General features: G+C 62.9%; 17 protein-coding genes. 8 read left to right on the top strand and 9 right to left on the bottom strand.

Features of this window, described 5'->3' with window-relative positions; translation table 11 throughout:
- Positions 1–31: 31 nt before the first annotated feature.
- Together B0E48_RS03850 and B0E48_RS03845 are read right to left on the bottom strand one after the other, a co-directional pair.
- Positions 32–715 carry a hypothetical protein gene (locus B0E48_RS03850; RefSeq protein WP_077516109.1) on the bottom strand — a complete coding sequence of 228 codons (684 nt, stop codon included), beginning with the start codon at positions 713–715 and terminating at the stop codon, positions 32–34.
- A gap of 290 nt (positions 716–1,005) precedes the next feature.
- Positions 1,006–2,607, bottom strand: a complete 1,602-nt coding sequence (locus B0E48_RS03845) for a glucosyltransferase domain-containing protein (RefSeq protein ID WP_168170282.1) — start codon at positions 2,605–2,607, stop codon at positions 1,006–1,008.
- Between the two features lie 13 nt (positions 2,608–2,620).
- Here B0E48_RS03845 and B0E48_RS17725 point away from each other — a divergent pair, with 13 nt between their 5' ends.
- Together B0E48_RS17725 and B0E48_RS03840 are read left to right on the top strand one after the other, a co-directional pair.
- A complete protein-coding gene (locus B0E48_RS17725) occupies positions 2,621–2,779 on the top strand; it encodes a hypothetical protein (protein ID WP_168170281.1) in 159 nt (52 codons plus the stop codon).
- 194 nt (positions 2,780–2,973) lie between these two features.
- On the top strand, positions 2,974–4,632 hold the full coding sequence (locus B0E48_RS03840; RefSeq protein ID WP_077516106.1) for a M28 family metallopeptidase: 1,659 nt from the start codon (positions 2,974–2,976) through the stop codon (positions 4,630–4,632).
- Between the two features lie 84 nt (positions 4,633–4,716).
- Here the strand turns inward: B0E48_RS03840 and B0E48_RS03835 are convergent, their stop codons facing one another.
- Both B0E48_RS03835 and B0E48_RS03830 read right to left on the bottom strand, forming a co-directional pair.
- Positions 4,717–5,715: an alpha/beta hydrolase-fold protein gene (locus tag B0E48_RS03835; RefSeq protein WP_077516104.1), complete on the bottom strand. Its 999-nt coding sequence runs from the start codon at positions 5,713–5,715 to the stop codon at positions 4,717–4,719.
- A complete protein-coding gene (locus B0E48_RS03830) occupies positions 5,712–7,334 on the bottom strand; it encodes an alpha-glucosidase family protein (RefSeq protein ID WP_077516102.1) in 1,623 nt (540 codons plus the stop codon). Before B0E48_RS03830 ends, B0E48_RS03835 begins: the two co-directional genes overlap by 4 nt.
- 483 nt (positions 7,335–7,817) lie before the next feature.
- On the opposite strand from B0E48_RS03830, the gene B0E48_RS03825 reads away from it, so the two are divergent.
- The 4 genes from B0E48_RS03825 to B0E48_RS03810 all read left to right on the top strand — a co-directional run bounded on the left by B0E48_RS03825 (position 7,818) and on the right by B0E48_RS03810 (position 16,717).
- The gene (locus B0E48_RS03825; RefSeq protein WP_077516100.1) at positions 7,818–10,700 is read left to right on the top strand and encodes a TonB-dependent receptor; all 2,883 of its coding nucleotides are present in this window, start codon (positions 7,818–7,820) and stop codon (positions 10,698–10,700) included.
- A 233-nt stretch (positions 10,701–10,933) separates the two neighbouring features.
- On the top strand, positions 10,934–12,535 hold the full coding sequence (locus B0E48_RS03820; protein ID WP_077516950.1) for an alpha-amylase family glycosyl hydrolase: 1,602 nt from the start codon (positions 10,934–10,936) through the stop codon (positions 12,533–12,535).
- Positions 12,532–14,979 carry a TIM-barrel domain-containing protein gene (locus B0E48_RS03815; protein WP_254423837.1) on the top strand — a complete coding sequence of 816 codons (2,448 nt, stop codon included), beginning with the start codon at positions 12,532–12,534 and terminating at the stop codon, positions 14,977–14,979. Before B0E48_RS03820 ends, B0E48_RS03815 begins: the two co-directional genes overlap by 4 nt.
- A 187-nt stretch (positions 14,980–15,166) precedes the next feature.
- Positions 15,167–16,717 carry a glycosyl hydrolase family 39 gene (locus tag B0E48_RS03810; protein WP_077516098.1) on the top strand — a complete coding sequence of 517 codons (1,551 nt, stop codon included), beginning with the start codon at positions 15,167–15,169 and terminating at the stop codon, positions 16,715–16,717.
- Between the two features lie 159 nt (positions 16,718–16,876).
- On the opposite strand, the gene tsaB is transcribed toward B0E48_RS03810, so the two are convergent.
- Positions 16,877–17,569: a tRNA (adenosine(37)-N6)-threonylcarbamoyltransferase complex dimerization subunit type 1 TsaB gene (tsaB, locus tag B0E48_RS03805; protein WP_077516096.1), complete on the bottom strand. Its 693-nt coding sequence runs from the start codon at positions 17,567–17,569 to the stop codon at positions 16,877–16,879.
- Positions 17,570–17,656: 87 nt separating this feature from the next.
- On the bottom strand, positions 17,657–19,954 hold the full coding sequence (locus B0E48_RS03800) for a hypothetical protein (protein WP_139350138.1): 2,298 nt from the start codon (positions 19,952–19,954) through the stop codon (positions 17,657–17,659).
- Between the two features lie 605 nt (positions 19,955–20,559).
- Between B0E48_RS03800 and lepB the strand changes: the two genes are divergently transcribed.
- Positions 20,560–21,234: a signal peptidase I gene (gene lepB, locus B0E48_RS03795; protein WP_077516093.1), complete on the top strand. Its 675-nt coding sequence runs from the start codon at positions 20,560–20,562 to the stop codon at positions 21,232–21,234.
- 4 nt (positions 21,235–21,238) lie between these two features.
- On the opposite strand, the gene B0E48_RS03790 is transcribed toward lepB, so the two are convergent.
- The 3 genes from B0E48_RS03790 to B0E48_RS03780 all read right to left on the bottom strand — a co-directional run bounded on the left by B0E48_RS03790 (position 21,239) and on the right by B0E48_RS03780 (position 24,123).
- Positions 21,239–21,643: a DUF4440 domain-containing protein gene (locus tag B0E48_RS03790; protein WP_217317802.1), complete on the bottom strand. Its 405-nt coding sequence runs from the start codon at positions 21,641–21,643 to the stop codon at positions 21,239–21,241.
- A 43-nt stretch (positions 21,644–21,686) separates the two neighbouring features.
- Complete coding sequence (locus B0E48_RS03785; protein WP_077516092.1) at positions 21,687–22,055, bottom strand: VOC family protein; 369 nt, start codon at positions 22,053–22,055, stop codon at positions 21,687–21,689.
- A gap of 97 nt (positions 22,056–22,152) precedes the next feature.
- On the bottom strand, positions 22,153–24,123 hold the full coding sequence (locus tag B0E48_RS03780; protein WP_077516090.1) for an ATP-dependent DNA helicase: 1,971 nt from the start codon (positions 24,121–24,123) through the stop codon (positions 22,153–22,155).
- Between the two features lie 103 nt (positions 24,124–24,226).
- Between B0E48_RS03780 and B0E48_RS03775 the strand changes: the two genes are divergently transcribed.
- Positions 24,227–24,616 carry an MAPEG family protein gene (locus tag B0E48_RS03775; RefSeq protein WP_077516089.1) on the top strand — a complete coding sequence of 130 codons (390 nt, stop codon included), beginning with the start codon at positions 24,227–24,229 and terminating at the stop codon, positions 24,614–24,616.
- Positions 24,617–24,636 lie beyond the last annotated feature (20 nt).

Genomic DNA, 24,636 nt, shown 5'->3' with positions numbered 1-24,636 from the left:
CCGATCGGCCACCGCGCCAGCGAGGCCGGACTCACATGGTGGTATTGCCGCTATCGGCATGCATGGATGTGCACCGATCCTGCTGGCATTCGATCTTGATCGGCGCAGCGGCGGCGCAGCTCGCCTCGAACAAGGCACGCTGGCCATCCGCCATCAGCACGCGAATGGCTGAATCGCACTGTTCACGCGCTGCCACATTCTGGGCGGCATTGAACATCGGCTTGCCAATCCGCGGGTCCAGGCTGGCCAGACCACCGGACTGGCCGGCTGCCGGCGCGCCCATCGTCGTTGCTCCGGTGTCTGCCTGACCTGCCGTCGACACCATTTGCGACATCACCGTCACCATCTGCGGATAGTGATGTGCCGCACCATCGCTGAAATCGACAATGACGCCGATCAGGCCGCCGAACACGATATTGCCCCATACCATTCCGCGCACATGCGAAGGAACCGATTGCTCGGCGACCTTCGTACCGCCCTTCTCGCAGCTGATGCTCAGCGGAGCGGACGCACGATGCACGATGACCGTGCCTGGTGTCGTGACATGCACCTGGCCGCGGTCATTGGTCAGCGTGCAATCGGCACCGACGATGCTCTGGTCGCCAGCGCGTGCGTCTATCGAGACCGGCTGGTAACGGCCGCCGATGATCGATGCGCATGCCGACAGCCCACACGTCACCGCCACAACGATGATCTGCTTGCTCAACGAATTCATGAGTTCTCCCTGAAGGTGGATACCCGCACGCGCCACGTGTTCGATCGAACACGTGATCGGCAGGAAACTGGAAGCAGTGACTCCGCACCAAGGCCCATCAACCCATGAGCAACATGTCAGACCGACATGACGATGCATTGGCGCGGCCAGCCCCCTGGTCACCGCGCGCGCTTATTCTCACGGGATTCCATGCCCCGAAGCAATTTGTAAGTTCATGACTTTGTTCGCAATATTTTGCGAACACGAACCGCGCCCCAGCAGCTTCCGCCCGGGTTCGGCTTCGCCGGAAGCTAGGCGGTTACCGGTGGCGCGCTGGCCACGCACCGTTGCTGACCGGCCGGGCGTAACGACAACACGGCGATGTCATCGACCAGGTACAGGCGGTAGAACCTCGTGTTGAGCACGGCGGGCATCCGGCAGGTTTCCGCCAGCAGCGCAGCTTCCTGTTGCAAGCCGCCGGCACCGCTCTCGAAACGCAGGTCGGCGACCTCCGGGAGGTAATACATGAGGAACATATGGGTGTGGAACGCATCGTCGACGGAAATGTACGGAATGATCAGCGTGTGGACGAGCGGAATTTGTTCGGCAACATGCGCCGCTACCGGTGCGTATCCGATGCTGCCGTCGAGCAGGAAGGAATGGATGGAATGGCTCACCTTCAACTCGGCAAGATCCTCGGCCAGATGCGCGGCGATCCGGTCCTCGTAGCCCTTCTGCTCACCCAGGGCATTGCCGTAGGCACTGGCGATGACGCACATACCCAGGGCAAGCATGCAGGACACCGACAAGGTCCACACATCCGACCAGCGCCATTGCCGCAGAGCAGCCTGCATGGCGATCAACGCTGCCGCCAGCAGTGCGCCAACTCCCATCAAGACACGCGGCTCGATCTCCGGCCTGAGCAACAGCAGCATGGGACCGAAGACGCAAGCAAGGGCAGCAAGGGGCAGCAGGAGGCTGAGCGCGAACAGGAGCGCACTGACCCAGGCCGGTTGTATCCGGCGGATCCTGAGCGCGTAACGGATGCCGATGGCCACCGGAACCAAGGCGAGCAGGATCAACACGGGCGTGAAGTACCGCCACCATTGCTGGTTGAAACTGTCGCCGATGAACGTATAGAAATCGACGATATTGGTCTTTAGCACCGGAAGATCGCGCAGGCCGTGGATCTTTTCGCTCTGCTGCCCCACCCAGCCGTGGATGTGGATGCCGACGACGAGTTGATAGACCAGCACGGCCAGTCCCGCTTGCCATGCGCGCCACAGGAATGGCAGCATCAACTGGCGCGGTGTGCTGTCGCTCAGTTGGGCCAGCAGCACCTCAAGCAGGATGAAGATCAGGCAGGCATTGATCGCTGGCTGGTAAAAACACAGGCTTGCAAAAAGCGCCAGCACACCCAGCCACCAGCCTCGGCGATCATCCTTGAGCGCGATCATCGGCAGCAGGGCGAGCAACATCGCCGCACTCATGCTGAGCGCATCGAACTTGTAGGACAGATTTTCCAGATAGAACGGCTGCGCGCCGAGCGGAAATGCCACGAGTGCTGCCAGCCATGGCGAGCGAATCGCATATCGGCGGCCAATCAACACGCCGACCCACGCGAGCATGGCGATGGCCCCGATCTGCGTCAGTGGCGAAATGTCCACCAGCGCGGCGTCATAGCACTGCAGCAGCTTCATCAGCAGGGTGGTCAGCGGCCGACCGTTGGAGTCCCAGCCGCTATGGCCGACCAGCGCACGCTTCAGGTCGTCATCGTAATAACGATTCGCGCGCAGGATCGGATACAGGATCAGAAAATAAAGCGCGAGCAGGATGGCGAAAACGCTGTGGTCGCCGCGCGCAGAGCCGGACTGGAGACCGCCGGGGTTTTCGGATGAAATCGACTGACTCACGTATCGAGGTTCCATGAACAAGCAAGATGTCGATGACGAGTACCGTATGCTGCGCGGCAGTAAACCCATGGCTATTTCGCACAATCCGCGAGTACCCCGGATGGCCACGCCGTCACCGGCGCAGAGTATGTTCAGGCTGGCTGAGTTTCTGCTGACTTTGGCCGCTGCATGACGATCCGCCGCGGACCGACCTCACGAATTGCACCCGAGGCGTGGCACAACCATGCCACTCGTTCAACGCAAATTGATTCGGGCCGTCCGGAACCTCGGCTCCCTGCGGGCAACGGAGAGCCGCCAATGGTGGGTAGACCGATCTCCAGTCGCTGACTAGTATCGGGTGTTCCTCCCCCGCGACAGGTACCGCCCGTGAAGCGATTGCTGCTCTCCACCCTTGCCCTGGCCGTATCCTCGGCACTGCTGGCTGCCACCGCGCAGACACCGACGTTCGATCCCCACCGCCTGTCCGCTGAGGTGAAGACGCTGTCCTCGGATGCGTTCGAGGGACGCGGTCCGGCCACGCCGGCCGAGACGAAAACCATCGATTACATGGTGGCGCAGATGAAGGCGGCCGGCTTGCAACCCGGCGGCGACCTCAAGGATGGCCAGCGGACCTGGACCCAGGCGGTACCGTTGCTGCGTACCGAGATCATCGGCACGCCAGAGTTGGCGCTCGCCTTGGGTGGCAAGAACCAGGCGCTGACCCAGGGCAACGAGATTGCCGTGCGCGCACCGATGGACGGCTCGACTTCGGTAACGATCGCCAACGCGCCGCTGGTGTTCGTCGGCTACGGCGTGAAGGCGCCGGAGCGTCAATGGGACGACTTCAAGGGCGTCGACCTGCGCGGCAAGATCGCGGTGGTGCTGATCAACGATCCGGATTTCGAGACTGGCGTGGGTGACTTCGGCGGCAAGGCGATGACCTATTACGGCCGCTGGACCTACAAGTACGAGGAAGCCGCGCGCCAGGGTGCACTGGGCGTGCTGATCGTGCATGAGACCGCACCGGCCTCGTATGGCTGGGCCACGGTGAAGAATTCGAACACCAACACCATGTTCGACATCGTGCGCGACAAGCCGGCTGCTGTGCATCCGCAGCTGGAGGCATGGATCCAGCGTGACCTGGCGGTGGCGATGTTCAAACACGCCGGGCTGGATTTCGACGCGCTGAAGAAGCAGGCGCAGACGCGTGCGTTCAAGCCGGTGACGCTGAAGGGCGAGAGCCTGTCGGCCAGCTTCAAGGTCGACAAGAGCGTGATCACCTCGCACAACATCGTCGGCCGCATCGAGGGCAGCAAGCATCCGGACCAGACCGTGATCTACAGCGCGCACTGGGATCATCTCGGTGTTGGCCAGCCCGACGCCAGGGGCGATCGCATCTACAACGGCGCGGTCGACAACGCCACCGGCACCGCGGCACTGATCGAGCTGGGCCGCGCATTCGCACATGCGCCGCGACCCGAGCGTTCGGTGGTCTTCCTCAATGTCACCGCCGAGGAAAAGGGCCTGCTCGGCTCCGAGTACTACGCGGCGAACCCGCTGTATCCGCTGGCCACCACCGCCGGCGTACTCAACATGGATGCGCTCGACCCGCACGGCCCGACACGCAACTTCACCATCTCCGGCAGCGCCAAGCTCGGTCTGCTGGATGACCTGATCGCCGACGCGAAGCAATATGGCATGGCCTACACCGCGGACTCGCATCCGGAAGCCGGCTATTTCTTCCGCTCCGATCATTTCTCGTTCGCCAAGCGCGGCGTGCCGGCGATCTCGTTCGGCTCGGGCAACGACTGGGTCGATGGTGGCGTTGCCGCCGGCGAGGCGGCGGCGAAGGAATACACTGCCAAGCACTATCACCAGCCGTCCGACGAGTGGCAGGCCGACTGGCCGTTCACCGGCATGGCGCGCGACCTGCAACTGCTCTACACCGTGGGCAGCCAGCTGGCCAATTCCGACCAGTGGCCGGACTGGAGCAAGGACTCGGAGTTCCGCGCCACCCGCGACGCGACCGCGGCCGAGCGTAAATAACCCGGCTCTTGTAGGAGCGGCTTCAGCCGCGATGCTCTGATGTCTTGAAGCAAAGCATCGCGGCTGAAGCCGCTCCTACATTATTCAATGCTGGCCATAGGCCCACAGCAGAAACGGCGGCAGCATCTGCTGCCATGCCGCCTGGTTGTGTTTGCCACCCTGCAGCAGGAACAAGGCGACATCCGTCTGGCGCGACGGGTGTTGCGCGTAGTCCAGGTTGACGGAATAGCCAAGCTGCTGCAGGCCGCGTGCATGAAAGCCGTCGGCACCACGATAACCTTCGATCACATCCTGCACGTCGTTGATCGCATCGATGGTGCCGTTGCCATCGCGATCACTGGTCTCTTCCGCGGTACCCACCGCAAACCACATCTTCAGGCCGGCGCGTTTGCCGCCACGATCGACCATGCCCTGCACCAGCCGCGTGTGCTCGACGGCGGTGGCGTTGCTGCGATCGGCCGCCAGCCAGAACGAGGGCGAGAACGCACCGATCCGGCCGAACACCTCTGGATACTCCCAGCCGAGATTGAACGCATTCAACGCACCCAGCGACCAGCCGAGCATGGCGCGGTCACGAACCGACCGGCGCGTGCGGTAGTGCGCGTCGATATACGGCACCAGCGTGGTGACGACCCACGCGGAGTATTCCTGCGCGCGTGTGCCGATCGGACCGATCGGCGAACCGCCGACGACACTGTGCGCCGTGGTGCGATCGGACAAGCCGTAGCCGCTGGCGCGATCGGCCAGCATGTCGATCGCGACCACGATGACCGGTTCGATCGCATGCTCGCGATACAGCCGCCCCAGTGTCGCCTGCAACCCCACCGCCGGCATGTCCTGGCCATCGTTCGCGTACAGCACCGGGTAACGCCGACCCGTCGCTGCGGCGCTGGCGTAGCCCGGCGGAAGATAGATCGCCAGCTTGATTTTTTCCGGCGCGAACGCCGCTGCATCCAGTTGCAGGTGCACGAGTGCTGTGTCGACAGCAACCGCCGCCGCCGGCACGCTGGCTGACCAGGCATTGCCAGCGCAGCACACCAGCAGCAGGCCAGTGATGAACCAACTGCCACGCCGAGGATTCATCGCGTCAGGCTGGCGAACCACACGCCGTAACCGGGCAGGTGCAACTGGCTGCCGTCGAGATGGGCTTGCAGCAGGCCATGGCCATCTACCGCGACCGGTTTGCTGAGTACGGCCGGCAGCGCCAGTTCGGTGGCCGTGTCCGCGAGGTTGAACACCACCACCATGGCCTGCCCGGCGTGACGGCGGATGAACGCCAGTACCGGTTCGGCGGTGTCGATGAATTCAATGTCACCCCAGCGCAATACCGGCTGCGACTGACGCCAGTGCATGAAGGTGCGGAAACCGTTCAGCACCGAATGCGGATCGCCTTCCTGACGAAGCACTGCCAGCGCGCGGTGTTCCCGCGGCACCGGCAACCAGGGCATGCCGCGACTGAACCCGGCATGCGCATCCTCGTTCCACGGCATCGGCGTACGGCAACCATCACGCCCCTTGAACTGCGGCCAGAACGCGATGCCATAAGGATCCTGCAAAGATTCGTACGGCAGTTCGGCTTCGGTCAGACCGAGTTCTTCGCCCTGGTAAACGCACACCGAACCACGCAGCGAACAGACCATCGCGGTGAGCAGATTGGCCAGTTGTGCCGACGATTGGCCCCTGCCCCAGCGTGTCAGCACCCGTTCGACATCGTGATTCGAGATCGCCCAGCACGGCCAGCCTTCCGTCATCTGCGCTTCCAGCGTCTGCACCGTGTCGCGGATGTGCGCGGCACTGAAATCATCCGTCAGCAACTCGAAGCTGTAGCCCATGTGCAGGCGGCCGTGGCGCGTGTATTCGGCCATCGTCGCCAGCGAATCCTCGGAGGAAATTTCGCCCAGCGCGGCCACATCCGGATAGCCATCCATCAGCGCACGCAGTTCGCCGAGAAAGGCCAGATTTTCCGGCTGGGTGTTGTTGTAGTAGTGGTACTGGAACGCGTAGGGGTTGTCCGGGCTGAAGCCACGACCGACGCGCTTCTCCTTCGGCTTGGGCGGGTTGTCGCGTAACTGACGGTCATGGAAGCAGAAGTTGATCGCATCCAGGCGCACGCCATCCACGCCCTTGTCCAGCCAGAAACGCACGCTGTCGAGGATCGCCGCGCGCACTTCGGCATGATGGAAATTCAGATCGGGCTGCGAGGTCAGGAAGTTGTGCAGGTAGTACTGGCCACGCCGCGGCTCCCACTGCCACGCCGAACCGCCGAACAGTGACAGCCAGTTGTTCGGTGCGCCGCCGTCCTCGCGCGCATCGGCCCACACATACCAGTCAGCCTTCGGGTTGTCGCGGCTCTGCCGGCTTTCGTGGAACCACGCATGCTCGATCGAGGTGTGGCTGAGTACCTGGTCGATCATCACCTTCAGGCCCAGCCCATGCGCCTTCGCCAGCAGGCGATCGAAGTCGGCCAGCGTGCCGAACAGCGGATCGACGTCGCGGTAGTCCGCGATGTCGTAGCCAAAGTCGGCCATCGGCGACTTGAAGAACGGCGCGATCCAGATCGCATCGACGCCGAGGCTGGCCACGTAGTCGAGCCGCTCGATGATGCCCGGCAGATCGCCCACGCCATCGCCGTCGGTATCCAGAAAGCTGCGTGGATAGATCTGGTAGGTGACGGCTCCGCGCCACCAGGGTGCACCACTCATTCGCATGTCCATTGGGTTCCTGCGCGAGTTGTTGCGACGCGCCCGACGGGCGGCCCTTTCGCGGCTTCCCGGGGAGCTTAATGGCTGCATGCGACAGCAGTTGCGACAGTGCATACGTATTCATGGATAGCCGTTATCGCAGCGCAGCATTTATTGCGGATCGATGGTTTGGACGTCCATATGAAAACCATGGACGTCGCTGTGGATGAAGGCTGGCACTGCTTTTTCTGCCTATCCACCGCACACTGACACGCAGAAAAAGGGCCTGCTGCGGCGACCCGCTTTGCAGGATGCGGCGCCCGTTTGCGATGCACAGCAGCAGAATGAATACGTATGCAGGAAACGGCCGGCTTGCAAACGCCGCCCTAACATGACGTCACGTCGACGGGTCATCGGCACATGCATCCGCGCTGCTTACCGAAAACGTTGGGGCAATGACCGCAACCACAACAATATGATGTGCAACCCTGGGAGGGGATAACGATGGTACTGAAACGCAATGTGCTGGCCCTGGCGCTTGCTTCCGCTGGATTCTGCTTCTCGCTTGGTCTCCATGCGGCACCCGCTGACAACAACGCGAATCCGGGCAGCGCATCCGTTACGTCCAATGCGCCGACGCCCAACCCGCAGAGCCAGACCACTACGTCAGACGACAATGCGGCGCCGAAAAAAGCCGACCAGAAAACCCAGCTGGCCAAGAGCCTCGGTGGGATCACGGTGACCGGCTACAACAAGAGCGTCGAGACCGCGGTCGACATCCAGCGCTATGCCGACACCATTCAGAACGTCGTGACCGCCGCGGATATCGGCGGCCTGCCAGACCAGTCGATCGCCGACGCGCTCACCCGTCTGCCCGGCATCACCGCCCAACGCATCGGCGGCGAAGCCTCGCAGATCAACTGCGGCGGTCTTTCGGGCAACTTCATCCAGACCACCCTGAATGGCCGCGCCCAGCCAACGACCAGCGGCACCAACTATGTGCAGTTCGACCAGTACCCGTCCGAGCTGATCAACCAGGCCACCGTGTACAAATCCTCGCAGGCTTCGCTGATCGAGGGTGGCGTGGGCTGCACGATCGCCATGGCCACGGCCAACCCGCTCGATGCCAAGCAGGAACAGACCGTCAACGTCGACTTCCGCGGCAGCTACAACAACCAGGCCAGCGATGTCTACGGCGCCAACTCGATGGGCTATCGTTTCAGTGCTGCCTGGCAGGGCAAGTTCCTCGACGACACCCTGGGCGTGGGCCTGGGTTTTGCGCGCATGGTGCAGCCGCATGTCTCGGAGCAATTCGTTGGCGAGGCGTTTGACGGCCTGCAGACCATCAATGCCGCGGGTCAGCAGGGCTACCCGTCGCAGGGTATCCAGGTGCAGCAGAACGGCGGCAGCGAGCAACGCAACGGCTACGTGGCGACCATCGTATGGAAGCCCACCGACAACCTGCAGGTCGGTGCCGACGGCTTCTTCTCGCGTTACAACGACGGCTCGTTCGGCCGCGGCTTCCGCGGCCAGTTGTTCGATCAGGGCCAGGCGCAGATCACCAACCCGGTGTACCTGCCCAATGGCGCAATCGTCGGCGGCACGGTGAGCAGCGCCGGCAGCAACTTCGGTCTGGAAACCACGGCCGACAACTACACCACGCATTCGAGCGTGTTCTCCGGCGGCCTTAACGCGAAATGGAACAGCGGCCCGTGGACCGTGGTGGCTGACGTATCGGCGTCGCGCGCGGTCAGCTCCCAGATCAATGTCGACACCACGGCCGACCCCTACACCGGCCTGGGCACTGCTAACCCCACGCTGATGAGCCAGTCGCTCACCTACGGGCTGAACGGCCTCAATATCGGCTCGCTCACGGTGCCCAATTCCGGCATCTACACCAACCTCGGCGACATGGCACTGTCACGCTATGGTGTCTATCCCTACGTCTATCACGATAAAAACCAGGGGCTTCGCCTCGAGACCACCTACGAGCTGACCGACAACCCGGTGATCTCCGCGATCGAGGGTGGCGTCTATATCAACAACCATACCTACAACGCCGATCGCAGCGCGTATGTCTACGGCTCGGAATGGGGCGACAATCCGTCGGCCGGTACGCCACTGCCGCTCAACAGCAGCAACGCGGTCACCACCTGCTGGCGCGGCGACTTCGCCAGCTTCCCGTGCTTCCTCGCCATCAACGGCGCAGCCGTCCTCGCCGCTAACGGCGTCACCAACACGACGCCGCTGAAGAGCTGGGCCAACAACTGGACGTACATCCAGAGCGGCCAGGTGGATGTCAAATCGCGCGATGCCTATCTGATGGCCGACATCGACACCAATGTGTTCGATCACAGCATCACCGGCAACGTCGGCGTGCGCGTGGTACGCACTTCGCAATACAGCAGCGGCCTGCAGGAAGTGGACAACAACGCTGGTGTACCGATCACCGACCAGACCGGCGTGACCAGCAGCAACTACATCCCGGTCAACCATGGCGTGACCTATACCGACTGGTTGCCGTCAATCAACCTGGTCTACCACTTCGACGACGCCAACCAGCTGCGCGTCTCCGCCGCCAAGACGATGGCACCGCCGTATATCAGTTCCTTGCTGGCCGGCCATGGCGCATGGGAAGACAGCGGACAGTACAACCTGTGGAGCAACACCAGCCCGTTGCTCAAGCCGATGTACGCGAACACGTTCGATCTCAGCTTCGAGCACTATTTCCCGGAGTCGAGCGGCGCCTTCACCGCGCACGTGTTCACCAAACACGTCGAATCGTTCGTGCAGCAGATCACCTACAACGACTTTGACTTCGCCGGTGCCGGCATCACGGTGCCGATCGACCCGAACACCGGCAAGCCATACCTGAATGGGCAATACCAGACCTCGTTCAACAATACCCAGGGCGGTACGGTCCACGGTCTCGACCTGTTCGTCCAGAAGACCCACTTCCTGCCCGGCATCTGGTCCGGTCTCGGCGTGAGTGCGGGCTTCTCGCTGGCCCAGAGCGCGGTGAAATCGGAGTCGACGATCAGCGGTCCGCCGCAGAACCAGGGCCTGCCGGGCCTGTCCAAGAAGTCCGCCACCGCTGCGCTGTTCTACGACAACGGCACGTTCTCGGCCCAGCTGTCTGGTACCTACCGGTCGTCGTTCGTGTCCGACTCGCAGATTGCCGTGAACAACCAGATCGTCTACTTCGCTCCAGAGACGGTGTTCAACCTCCAAGGCGCGTACAACTTCACCAAGAACTTCAGCTTGCTGGTGCAGTTCCTCAACCTGACCAACCAGCCGACCCGCACTTATTTCGGCAACACGCAGCAGACAGGCACGATCCAGTACTTCGGTCAGACGACCTACCTCGGCTTCAACCTCAAGCTGTAACCGCCATGCCGGACATCGCCCTCACGATGTCCGGCCGCTCTCCCCAAACCCGGCCCCGCGGCATGTTGCGGGGCCGGCTCTTTTCAGCAAGATCCGCATGACATGGCGGAGAGGCGATTGGCCTTCTCTCGTCCGATAGCATCCCTGCCGACAAATCTTCTGCCGGCCTGTTCGCATCAGCTGCCCTGGCTTGCGCCTGCATGACGGATGCGACCCACCCGGAGCAGATCGACATGCCCAGATTCCCATCCCTCGCTTGCGGCATTGCCACCGCCCTCGCCCTGCTTTCGTCCGGGCCGGCCCGTGGTGACATCGGCGTGCAGCAGGCCACTCCCGCAGCAACGACATCGCAGCAGGCGCTGGCCGGCCACGCTCCGTCCAACGTGTGGTACGAGATCTTCGTGCGCTCCTGGGCCGACAGCGACGGTGACGGCACCGGCGATCTCAACGGCATCACTGCACGACTCGATTACCTGAAGTCGCTGGGCGTCAGCGGCATCTGGCTGATGCCGATCAATCCATCGCCGAGTTACCACGGCTACGACGTCACCGACTACTACGGCATCAATCCGCAATACGGCACGATGGCCGATTTCCAGCGCCTGCTGGATGCGGCGCACCAGCGCGGGATCAAGGTGATCATCGACCTGGTGATCAACCACACTAGTGCACTGCATCCATGGTTCATCGCCGCCAGCAAGCCGAACGACCCGCACCACGACTGGTACAGCTGGGCGCAACCAGGCACCGACCTCGCTGCTATCAGTGCCACCGGTACACCAGCCTGGCATGCCACTCCGACGGGCCAGCACTACATCGGCGTATTCACCGGCATGATGCCCGACCTGGACTACGACACGCCGACCGTGCGCGAGGAGATGGTCCGCATCGGCCAGTTCTGGCTGAAGAAGGGCGTCGACGGCTTCCGGCTGGATGCGGCCCAGCACATCTATTACGACTTCAAGTCGCAGGACGGTGACCCGGCGATCCTCAAGAAGAACCTGGCGTGGTGGTCGCAGTTCCGCCACGGCATCGACGCGGTCACCCCCGATGCCTACATGGTCGGCGAAGTCGCGCAGGAAACGCCTGACAGACTGGCACCGTACCTGCGTCCGCTCAGTTCCGTGTTCGATTTTCCACTGGCGAAGCAGCTGATCGACAGTGCGAAGAACGAACGTGCCGGCCAGCTCGGCGCACTGCTCGCGCAAACCGAGGCCGATTATCGCAAGGTCGCCGGCAAGTCGGGCGTGGATGCGCCGTTCCTGTCCAATCACGACCAGGAACGCGTGATGAGCCAGCTCGACGACAACCCGCAGCACATGCGCATGGCTGCCGCGATGCTGCTCACCCTGCCCGGCCAGCCGTTCATCTACTACGGCGAGGAACTCGGCATGCGCGGACGGAAACCCGACGAGAATCTGCGCGAACCGATGCGCTGGAATCGCGCGCCGGACACGCCCGGTGAAACGACCTGGGAAACTCCGACCACGCACGACGATCCAGCGGTATCAGTGGAAGCGGAACAGGCCAATCCCGATTCCCTGCTGCACGACTACACGATGCTGATCCACTGGCGCAGCCAGATCAGCGCACTACGCGATGGTGCGATGGAACCGCTCACGGTAGCGAATCCGCACATTGCCGCATGGAAACTCGATGACGCCACCAGCCACATACTGGTGGTGCACAACCTGTCCGGTACGATGCAGTCGATGCCGCTGGACGTGCTCGGCGAAGCGCACTTCAGCAAGGTGCTGCGCCAGACCGGCGCCGGCGCCGAAATCCACAACGGCAGCGTGAGGCTGCCGCCCTACAGCAGCGTGATCCTGCAATGAGCCTGCGCATCCGCACGCCCCTTCTCTGTGCTTCCGTGGCCCTCGCCGGTTTCCTGGCGCTGCCGGCGGCGCGAGCCGATTTCATTGAGCCGTCGCCGATGACCGTCCACCTCGACGCCAATGGCATCACCATCGACAATGGAACCGGCACCGGCGCGGCAGGCGTGGGTGCGCCGCTCGCCATCCACTTCGACGGTGCCGGTATCTTGCACGTGCAGACTGGTGTGCCTGACGCACCACCTGCGCTGGTACTCGATCCCCATCCGGAACAGATGCAGGCATCGGTGTCGGTAAAGATGAGCGAGGACAAGCGCTCGGTAACGATGACGTCCGAACGACTGGTGGCGACGTGGAACCGCGACACTACCCTGAGCATCGATGACGCCAGCGGCCGACATCTGCTCACCCTGTATCTCCTCGGGTTGGGCGATAACAGGATCGCCTTCATGCATGGCGTGGGCGACGCCATGTATGGCATCCACGGTTTCAATGCCACCGAGCCAGCCACGCCCGGCCTGCTGCGCCAAGGCAACCAGATCGCCAAGGCTGGCGAGCAGGGCTACGCCGGCGCACCGTTCGTGTGGAGCACTGCGGGCTATGGGTTACTGGTGAACAGCGACAGCAACGTGGATTTTCGCGAAACGCTTCCCGGCGGAAAGCCGCATGCGGATCAGCGCCTTGCGAGTCTCGTCATCACTCCGGAGACAAGGGCGACGACCGCGAAACCGGCAAAGTCTGCGATGGATCTCTACATCCTCGTCGGCCAGCCACACCAGCTGTTCGACGCGCTGGCGCAACTCAGCGGCCACACGCCGCTGTTCCCCAAGTGGGCGATGGGCTTCACCAACAGCCAGTGGGGGATCGACCAGAACGAGCTGCTGCAGATCGTCGACACCTATCGCGCCAAACACATCCCGCTCGACAACTTCACGCTCGACTTCGACTGGAAGGCGTGGGGCGAGGACTGGGGCGAGTTCCGCTGGAACACGGCGAAGTTTCCCGATGGCCCCGACGGAAAACTCAAGGCCGAACTGGATCGCCGCGGCATCCACCTCACCGGCATCATGAAACCGCGCGTCCACGTCGATACCGTCGAAGGTCGCTACGCCACTGCGCACGATCTGTGGCGTCCCGGCGAACAGGCCACACCGGACTATTTCTCGCACAAGCCGGTGAAGGACATCGACTTCGACAAGCCGGCAGCGCGCACCTGGTTCTTCAACGACGCGCTGAAAAAGAGCTTCAACACCGGCATCGTGGGCTGGTGGAACGACGAAGCCGACAACACACCGAGCAACACCCAGTTCCTCAACATGCAGCGCACGCTGTACGACGGCCAGCGCGCGATCTCCAACCAGCGTGTGTGGTCGGTCAACCGCAACTTCTGGCTGGGCTCGCAACGTTATGCCTATGGCCTGTGGTCCGGCGACATCCCCACCGGCTTCGCCAGCATGGCCGGCCAGCGCGCGCGCATGCTCAGCGCGATCAATGTCGGCGCGATGCAATGGGGGATGGATGGCGGCGGCTTCAAGGACGGCACGCCGACGCCGGAGAACTACGCGCGCTGGATCGAGTTCGGCGCGTTCACGCCGATCTTCCGCGTGCACGGCGATTTCGGCCAGAAGCGCCAGCCATGGGTATACGGCCCGATCGCCGAGCAGGCCGCCACCGACGCGATCCGACTGCGTTACACGCTGATCCCGTACATCTACAGCTACGAATACCGGCGCCGCGTCACAGGCGTCGGCCTGGTGCGTCCGCTGCTGTTTGACTGGCCGCACGATCCGGCCGTACGCAACGATGTCGACGCGTGGCTGTTCGGCGACTACCTGCTGGTTTCGCCGGTGGTCGAACCGGGCCAGACCGCGAAGGACCTCTATCTGCCGGCCGGCCGCTGGACCGACTGGTTCAACGGCAAGGTCTACCAGGGCGGCCAGACCGTCCATCTGGCGATCGACAGCGAGCACTGGAACGACATCCCGCTGTTCATCCGCCAGGGCGCGATCATCCCGACCCAGGCGGCGATGGATTACGTGGGGCAGGAGCCAGTGACCCAGCTCGAAGTCGAGGTATTCCCGGATACGCAGCGCAGCACATTCGATTATTACGATGACGATGGCAGCACCTACGACTACGAACATGGTGCGTATTTCAGCCAGTCGCTGTCGGTGCAGCAGCAAGGCGATGCGGTGCGATTCGAAACCACCGCATCGGTCGGCAACTTCAAGCCGGCGCTGAAGTTTTACCTGCTGAAGATCCACGGCGCTGCCGCCACCGCCGTCGCCAGCGCAGACGGCGCCATGCCCTCGTTCACGAATCCGGATGTACTTGAGCAAAGCGATGGCGAAGGCTGGGCCAGCGGTCACGACCGCTATGGCTCGGTTACCTATGTACGGGTGAGTGCAGCCGTGGCCCGCCACATCACGCTCACGACAAAGCCATAGAGGGCTCCCATCGCCGTTCCTGGCATCCCGGCAAAAGCCGGAATGCCAGGAAGTCGCGCTTTGAACGAGTGGACGTCCCGCTGAAGCTGTAGGAAACTGTGCCGGCATGTAAACGATTACGTGCCGATGCCAGCTCGCTTCGGCACACCCGTTTCCGCGTCCCCACGCGCCAGAAAGGACCCCGGTGATGACCCTGCTGCGAACGATCCGACACCTCGCCCTCGGCGCTTGCGCCGCCATCTTGCTGGCCGGCAACGCGGCCTACGCCGCCACGGCAGCCAACACCAGCATCCATGTCGATGCAGCGGCCCAGGGCACACCGCTCCCGCATTTCTGGGAACAGATGTTCGGCTCCGGCCGCGCCTCGCTCGCCCTGCGCGACGATTACCGCAAGGACCTCGATGCGGTGCATCAGGCCACCGGCTTCGGCTATATCCGCTTCCACGGCATCTTCGACCACGACGTCGGGCTGGTGCGACGCGGTGCCGACGGCAAGATCAGCTACAACTTCTCCTACGTCGACCAGATCTACGACGGACTGCTCGAACACGGCGTGAAACCTTTCGTCGAACTCAGCTTCATGCCTGAGGAGCTCACTTCGAATCCGAAGGCGATCCAGGAATTCTGGTACCACCCCAACATCGCGCCACCGAAGGACTATGCCGAGTGGGACGCGATGATCGGCGCCTTCGCGCAGCATCTGATCGCGCGCTACGGCATCGATGAGGTGGCCAGTTGGTACTTCGAGGTGTGGAATGAGCCGAACATCGGCTTCTGGGCCGGCTCGCCGCAGCAATCGACCTACTTCACCCTGTACGACCACACCGTGCTTGCGCTCAAGGCGGTCAACCCGCGCCTGCGCGTGGGCGGCCCCAGTACGGCACAGGCCGCGTGGGTGCCGGACTTCCTCAAGCACACGCATGACGCGAAGGTGCCGGTGGATTTCGTCAGCACGCATGTGTACGGCGACGACACCGCTGCCAACGTGTTCAAGACCAAGGAGAACATCCCGCGTGCCGACATGGTCTGCCGCTCGGTGGACAAGGTGCACAAAGAGATCGCCGCGTCGCCATATCCACACATGCCGCTGGTCTTCAGCGAATACAACGCCTCGTACGCGAACCTGCCGAACGTCACCGACACCGTGTTCATGGGTCCATGGATGGCCAACACCATCCGCGAATGCGCGGGCAAGGTCGAGGTCATGAGCTACTGGTCGTTCTCCGACGTGTTCGAAGAACAGGGCGTGGTGCAGAACCCGTTCTACGGCGGCTTCGGCCTGATCGCCGCCGATCGCATTCCCAAGCCGGCATTCAACGCGTTCGCGATGCTGCACCGGCTGGGCGATACGCGACTCGCCATCACCTCCGATTCGGCCCTGGCCACCAAGCGTGCCGACGGCACGATCGTGCTGGCGCTATGGAACTACGCGCCACCGGTGGGCGACACGGCCAGCTATACCCGGGGTGAGCCCAGCGGTACCTCGAAGCACTTCAGTGTCGACGTCGCCCATCTCGCCGTCACGGCCCACGCCACCGTGTGGCGGCTCGATGAGAAACACGGCAACGCTGTCGCCCTGTTCGACCAGATGGGCCGCCCCGACTTCCCCAGCCGCGAGCAGATCACCCAGCTGCGCGAAGCCGGCAAGCCAGCCGCTCCGGAGCAGGTGGACATGCACCACGGCAAGCTCGACATCAGCATTCCGCCGCAGGGACTGGTAGTGATCGAGCTGCATTGAGCCACGCAGCAACTGCCTGAAACACGCAGGCCGCGCTCGACGCGGCCTGCGTACTTCAGGTCAGGTGTGGAAATACTTGCCAATCGTCGAAGCGCTGTCGCGTGTACTGGCTTTCTCGAGAGTGGCATCCAACATTTTGCTCAGCAGAGAGCAAACAACTCAGGCCTTGCCCTGCTCCACCAGCGTCTGCGCCACCTTGTCGCGCAGGTAGACCGGCAAGGCCAGCTCCGGCGCCTGCATGCGGCCAGCGCGGAACTCGCGCAGCGCCAGCTCGGCGACATGCGCGGCCTGCGGATAACGCATGCCATCGGCTGAGTGCAGCGTGCCGGTGAGATGTTGGGACAGTTCCGTGGCATAGGTGGCCCAGCCACTGCCGACCACCTGCCACGCCGCAGCCGCCGGCAAGTGCAAACCCCCGGGTGTGCAGATGCGCTCGTCGTCCAGTACGACCAGGCCGCCGCTGTCGTCGCGGCGATAACAGGCAGCGTAGATCTCGCCCATGCGCGCGTCGATCACGGCGAGGATCGCGGTGCCTTCCTCTTCGGGTGCTTCCAGTGCCAGCGCGGCCAGCGATGAAATGGTAATCACCGGCAGATCCAGCGCCAACGCCATGCCCTGCGCCAACGACACGCCGAGCCGCACGCCGGTGAATGCACCAGGCCCACGACCCACCGCGATCGCATCCAGCGCGTGCCGCCCGATGCCGGCTTCAGCCAGCAGGGCATCGGCCATCGGCAGCACCAGTTCGGTGTGCCGACGTGGCGCTATCTCGCTGCGAGCAATCAGTTCGTCGCCGTGGATCAGGGCGACGGAGCAGGCTTCGGTGGCGGTTTCGATGGCAAGAAGGTTCATGGTTCACCCATGATACCGGCAGTCGACGCCGGCATCATGGGCAAAGCATTCCAGTCCTGGTTCGGCAACACCAGCGCTATGCGTTGCTTACAGGCTGCAACTACTGCTGATCTTGAAATCGAGCACGCCCTTGGCACTACTCTTGAGCGTACCGCCCGGGGTCACCCTCACGCTGCAGGTGCTGCCCGCGGTCGTGCTGACGGTATAGCCGGTATTGGCCGGCAACCCAGTGACGATGTTGCGGGCAGCGCCATTGCTCACGCTGTAGGCGAAACTACCACTGATGGTCGTGTTGGCCGCCCCGCCGTTGTTGATCAGCACGGCATTGCCATCGCTGGCAAACAGCTGCACACCCACCACATTACCCAGCGTGATCAGCGCTGGCTGGACCGTCGCCACCTGGCTGGCGCTCGACGAAAGGTCGAACACCGCCAGCCACTGCTGCGTCACGTTGGTGTTGTTCGGACGAACCTGGGATTCCCAGACCTTGGCCGGGCTCAGATCCGGATAGATCGTCGCTGTGCTTACCTGGGCAGCCGCAGGTAGTACGGTGGTGAGGGCTCCGGCGTACTGACCACCATAGGTGACATCGAGACGATTGAGGCCCGCTGCCGTGGTCGAGGAAACCGGGCTTGCCGGGAAATGCCAGGCCATGTACTGGTCATAGCTGGCACTGCCGGTGGTCGTCCGGTCATAGACCACGAAGCGATTGGGCCGCAGGTAGACGATCTCGCGAGTCCAGCCAGTCACCGCAGGACCGGCGCTGAAGTTGCGGTACATGTCATTGAGCCAGCGAGCTTGAACGAAGACGTAGTCGCTGCCGTCCTCGTAAGCCGTCACCTGGGTACGGACCCCGTTGGACTCGCTGGTATAGGCGCCCTGACCGAACTGCTCCGCCAGCTGCGACCCGTTCATGTGCCGCACGTAGAAGATGTTGTACGGGCGACGATTTCCGGACCCTATATTGCTTGCGCTGAAGTTGCCGTAGTTGTCCGTGTAGACGTCATTCTCGCCCGTGGTGCCCTGCGGGTTGTGCACCGCCCAGCCGGTGGCATTGATCAACAACGGCGTGGCACCACGAACCAGTGCCAGGCTGCCCTGATCAAAATACTCTTCGCCCTGCGCAGGATTGTTGATGTAGGGTCCTGCACGGAACGACATCCAGGTGGCCCCGGTGGTCCAGTCTGAGCGGGCGGCGACGGCGCCCATGCCCTGAGCGAAATACGACGTCGGCAAGGTACTCAGCGGCGCCACCGGCGCACCCGGAGACACTTCAAGAAAGCCAACCCACGGGTCGGCCTGCCCATACTGGGCGTTGGTATTGCTGATGGACATACGGAACTGATTGAATGCGTTGATCTGCGCCGCTGGCGCATTCCAGTAGGTCATCTCGCCGAGGACCTGCTGATAGATCGACAGGTTTGGCGTCCCGGGCGGCTGGGTCGTCGAGCCGGAATGATTGGTATCGCGATCGTCGAAGTAGGTCAGCGACGGCCAGGTGAAGTGCATGGCGTAATTGGCCATATCCACGGGGTAGCTGTAAGGGGCCGAGCCGTTAACGAGGTCCATGCCCGTCGCGGTTTTGACCTCGCGCATGGGCAGGCTCATGTTGAGTACGCCGTAAGGCGCATAGTTGGCGAAGCCTTCTGGCCAGCCACCGCCGGTCAGATGCTTGGCGTAGTAGGGCTGCACGCGTGCGCCGAACTGGTTGGTAAGCCAGTCGTTCCATTGGCTCGCAGCGGTGGAATTTTCGTCGTAGGTAGCCAGCGCGATGGCAACCTGGGCGTGGAAAAATCCTGCGTAATAATTGCTCTGCGGATGTGCGTACTCAAAATCCGCACACCCTCCGGAAGCCTGCCAGGTGGCGATCCACTGGTTGGCGGTGGTGTAGACCTGGGTACGCTGGGCCGGGGTGAGCAACTCGTACAGCCAGTCGTAACCCAGCCCGAAGCCCACTCCGTAGAAGCGGATGACATAACCGTCATCGACGCACGGACTTTCACCCTGGTTGCCGCTCTGGGTGGTGTAAGGGGTGGACATCTTCATCAGGATGTCGACGCCTTTCGCACCATATTGGGCTGCCGCCGTGGGGTTGCTCGTCTTGAGCACCTGGTAACACATGCTTTCGGCCATCAGCGCCGGGAGATAAGACGAACCCTCATAACCCTGACCCACATTGGGGAGATTGGGATAGGTATTGCCGGTGGGGTAATTCACGGTCCCGCCGATGTAAGAGTCGCACGTGGCCTTGAGCGACTGCCATTGCGCGACATTGGCGGCAGCACGCGCACGGAGATTCGTCAGGGTGGCGGAATCCAGAATCAGGCGCGGATGGGGAGCCAGAGTCGGCGCAGCAGCGCTGGCTGCGACCGGCAGTCCAGTCATGCCCATCAAGGCGATGATCAACGGTAAGAGCCTGTCCCTGGCTGAAAAGATGCAAGAAAATGTCATGGGGCGGCCATCCGGTAGATATGTAGAAATGTTGCAGGGCGCACATCCTGAGATCGCTTGGGAGATCCAGGCAAGCACGCGGAGGTGAAATTGAGACCTTCGTCAAGGTTCTCACACCTTTTATGAACAAATCCCACGAAATATGAACAAATCCCCACGAAATTCAGCCATTTGCCGCGATAGCGCGGCTTCGTCTACGGCACAGCAAGATGTCGGTATCGAATATGTTAGTGCTGCATGAAGTGCAGATCCGGCACGCCTTACTGCACCCAACTGTTGTTCGCCGCGACGCAACCGGGCCAATACCGTCGGCATATCGATGCGATCTGGCCGCCATGGAGCGCCCGGGACTTCATCCCGAAGGTCGCGTATCCGGTGTCGCCCCCGACGCGCTGATCTCGGCAAGCCCTGATCGGTAGTTGCCGCGAAGGATTCAGCCGTGCAGAACCTTCGCCTGGCTGGCGTGGTCACTCTTGCTGAGGCATCCGGGATTTGCCGAAGTCGACGGGATGCACCCATCCAATCAGTCAGGGGGTTCCATGCACGCGATCGCGAAGTTTCTGGCACGCAACAAGGGCTTCATCACCTTCATGCTGTGCATGATCATGTTCCGCAGCGCGGTGGCCGACTGGAACGTGGTGCCGAGCGGGTCGATGCAACCCACCATCAAGATCGGCGACCGCATCCTGGTCGACAAGGCGGCCTACGACATCCGCCTGCCGCTGACCCACATTTCGCTGCTGCATCTGGCCGACCCGCAACGCGGCGACATCGTGGTGCTGGATTCACACGCGGCCAACGAGCGGCTGGTGAAGCGGGTGATCGGCCTGCCCGGCGATGAAGTGGCGATGGGCGGCAACGTGCTTTACATCAATGGCCACGCGGCCAGCTATACCGTCGGCAGCTACGACGGTATCCACGACGACCTGCAGAATCCGGCGCATTACGAAATCGAACGCTATGGCGACATGCGCCACGCGATACGCCTGTCGGCGAACTGGCCGAGCCCGGCCAGCACTTTCGGACCGGTAAAGGTGCCGCCCGGCCAGTACCTGCTGCTCGGCGACGATCGCGACAACAGCATGGATTCGCGCTATTTCGGCTTCTTCCCGCGCAACGAGATCGTCGGCCGCTCGCGCTATGTGGCTGCTTCACTGGACCCGCAGCATCACTACCTGCCGCGCGGGGATCGCTTCGGCGCAGCCTTGGACTGACGACTCAGCTGTCTGCCACTTCGGTACCCTGGTGGAACACGATCTTCCAGCCGTCCGGAGCATGCCGCCAGATAGTTGCGCGCCGGGTCAGCCGTAAACCCTGCCGCAACGTGTAGGTGAGCAGGTAGGTATCCGTTGCGAGCTGGCGACAGTGGAAACCCGAGGTCTCCCATACATCCGGCTCGGACGAGTCACGCCGTGCGTCGAGCACGTCGAGGACGCACTGCCGACTGTAGCGCCGGCCGGATGCACCCACTTCCCAGAAATCTGCTTCGGTCATGCGTTCGAAGTCGGCGCGAGTATTGCCGAATTCGGGACGATGAAAGATCGGCTCGCGTTGACGCAGTTCCTCCAGTACACCTAGAAGTTCAGGTGCAGTGGACAGATCGGGCTCGATCTCGACCGTCATCTATCGGACTTTCGCGCCAGCAATCTGAGACAGATACACCGATTTACGCCGGTGGCTGCCACAGCTCGATCCGCGTGCCGTCCGGATCCATGATCCAGCCGAAGCTGCCCAGTTCGTTGGTGTCCGTGCGTTCGTCCACCGCGACACCGTCGGCGTGCAGTTGCGCCAGCAGCGCAGCGAGATCGTCCACGCGAAAATTGATCATGTACGGCTGCGTGCTCGGCGCGAAGTAACCGCTGTCGGCGGCGAACGGCGCCCATAACGTGGAGCCCGGACGCGCCGCATCCTCGTCGAAGCGCACGCCGCCCCAGTCTTCGAGAGGCAGGCCCAGATGTTTCGCGTACCACGCGCTGAGTGCCGCCGGGTCGCGCGACTTGAAGAAGATCCCGCCGAGTCCGATTGCCTTTGCCATCGTCTGCCTCGCTGCACATGCTGTTTTGTGGGAGCGGCTTCAGCCGCGATTTCATTGTGTATCGTATAGCCTGGAAAGCATCGCGGCTGAAGCCGCTCTACGGGTTGCTCACGGACGCGTCGACGGTCATGGCTTGCGCGTCATCGAAGAATGCTCGCACATCGGCCAGTTCGCGCGTGCGCGGCATCGGCGGCAGACTGGCCAGGAACAGCTTGCCATAACCCTTGCTGGTCAGCCGCGGATCGCACAGCACCAGCACGCCGCGATCGTGCACGTCGCGGATGAGTCGACCGGCACCCTGCTTCAGTGCAATCACGGCGCTGGGTACCTGCCAGCCCATGAACGGGTTGATGCCGGATTGTTCCAGCGCCTCCAGCCGCGCCATCAGTACCGGATCGTCGGGTGCAGCGAATGGCAGCTTGTCGATCACCACTACGCTGAGCGCTTCGCCGACCACGTCGACGCCTTCCCAGAAACTCGCCGCACCAAGCAGCACGCCATGGCCACTGGCGCGGAATTCCTCCAGCAGGCGCGGCCGCGGCGCGGTGCCCTGCACGAACAGCGGCCACGGCACCTTGTCCTGCAACAGTTCGGCTGCGCGACGCAGCGCGCGATGCGAGGTGAACAGCAGGAACGCACGGCCATTCGAGGCGTGCAGCACCGGCAATATCGTCTCGATCACCTGCTCGGTGTAATCGCGTGCGTTCGGATCGGTCAAGCCGGACGGCAGATAACACAATGCCTGCTGCGCATAGTCGAATGGGCTCTCCAGACTCAGCGTCTGCGGATCGTCCAGCCCGAGCTGGCGCGCGAAATGATCAAAGTTGCCAGCCACTGACAGCGTGGCCGAGGTATGTATCCACGCCGCATGGGTGCGTTCGCGCAAGCCGCGCATCGGCGCCGCCAGATCCAGCGGCGTGGCGTACAGAGCGAAGCCGCGCGGAAAGCTTTCATACCAACGCACGTCATGATCGCCATGCGATTCGACGATGCGGTCCAGCCGCTCGACGAATAGGTCGGCGCGCTCGTGCAGATTCGTGAAACCACGCGAACGCTCGGCCTGCGAGGCAAGCAGTTCGGCCAGCGTCGCCAGCAGTTCGCGCAGATCGTGCAACCCCTCGCGCACACCGTCGCGATCCTCCAGTTGCTGGAACGCGCCGCGCGACGGCAACGCATCCATCGCCAAGCGCAGCTTGCGCAGTGCGTCCTGCAGCGCTTCAACCGGCTCCAGCAGCAGGCCGATCGCGCCGGTGATGCCGTTGCATTCGGTCAGTGCGTCCTGCGCCAGTTCGGTCAGCTGGCGTGCACTGATGCTCTGCGAGAAAAACTGCCCGGCCAACTCGGGAATCTGGTGCGCTTCATCCAGGATGAACGCTGCAGCGCCCGGCAGAATCTCGCCGAAGCCCTCCTGCTTCAACGCCAGGTCGGCGAACAGCAGATGGTGATTGACCACCACCACGTCCGCCTCCATGGCCTCACGACGCGCCTTCACCACATGGCAGTCGTCGAAGAACGGGCACTCCACGCCGAGGCAGTTTTCCGGCGTTGAAGTAACTCGTGGCCACAGCGGGGACTCTTCCGGCACCTCGGCCAGTTCCATGCGGTCGCCGCGACGCGTGCATGCCGACCACGCGCGTATCGTCGCCAGCTGCGCGGCCTGCGTACGCTCGTAGGTGGCACCCTCACGAACGGCCTGGTCGAGCCGGTACAGGCACAGGTAATTCGCGCGCCCTTTCAGCAACGCCGTCTTCAGCCGCGCACCCAGCACCGAACGCACCTTGGGCAGATCGCGAAAATACAGCTGGTCCTGCAGCGTCTTGGTGCCGGTGGAGATGATCACCCGCTCGCCTGACAGCAGTGCTGGTACCAGGTAGGCGAACGTCTTGCCGGTGCCGGTACCGGCTTCGGCAATCAGCGTGTCGCGACCGGCGATCGCGTGTTGCACCGCGCGCGCCATCGCTTGCTGTGCCAACCGCGGCGCGAAGTTCGGCAGCTCACGGGCGAACGGCCCATCGGCACCGAGCAGGGCGCCAGTATCGTCGGACCCGGTGTCGTCAAGATCAGTCATCCATCAAGTATGGCCGAGTGGACCGGCGCGGCAAACCAGGCCACTCACTGGCATGGGCCATCGCAAAGGTTCACCATGCCAGCACCACAACGGGGAACACATCATGACGACCGAACTGAGCATGCTGGTGTGGAGTGTCGTGCTGGGACTCGTGCAGATCGCGCTCGCCGCGACATGCTCGGTCAGTCAACGCGGACTGGGTTGGGCCGCAGGCGCGCGCGATGGCGTCACGCCAGCGCTGACCGGCGTCGCCGCTCGACTGGATCGCGCCCGCGCCAATTTCCTGGAGACCTTCCCGTTCTTCGTCGCGGTCGTGCTGATCGCCCATCTGCTGCAGCGTCATAGCGGCATGACCGTGCTTGGCGCCCAGCTCTACTTCTGGGCCCGGCTCACCTACGTACCTGTGTATGCCGCCGGCATCGCCTATGTCCGCACTCTGATCTGGGCAGCCAGCATCGTCGGCATCGTATTGTTGCTGGTAGCGCTGTTCTGAAGTGATGTCACCGCTGTTGA

This window comes from Rhodanobacter sp. C03 (assembly GCF_002001175.1).
Taxonomy (GTDB): Bacteria; Pseudomonadota; Gammaproteobacteria; order Xanthomonadales; family Rhodanobacteraceae; genus Rhodanobacter.
This window is presented reverse-complemented; position numbering and strand designations above follow the sequence as displayed.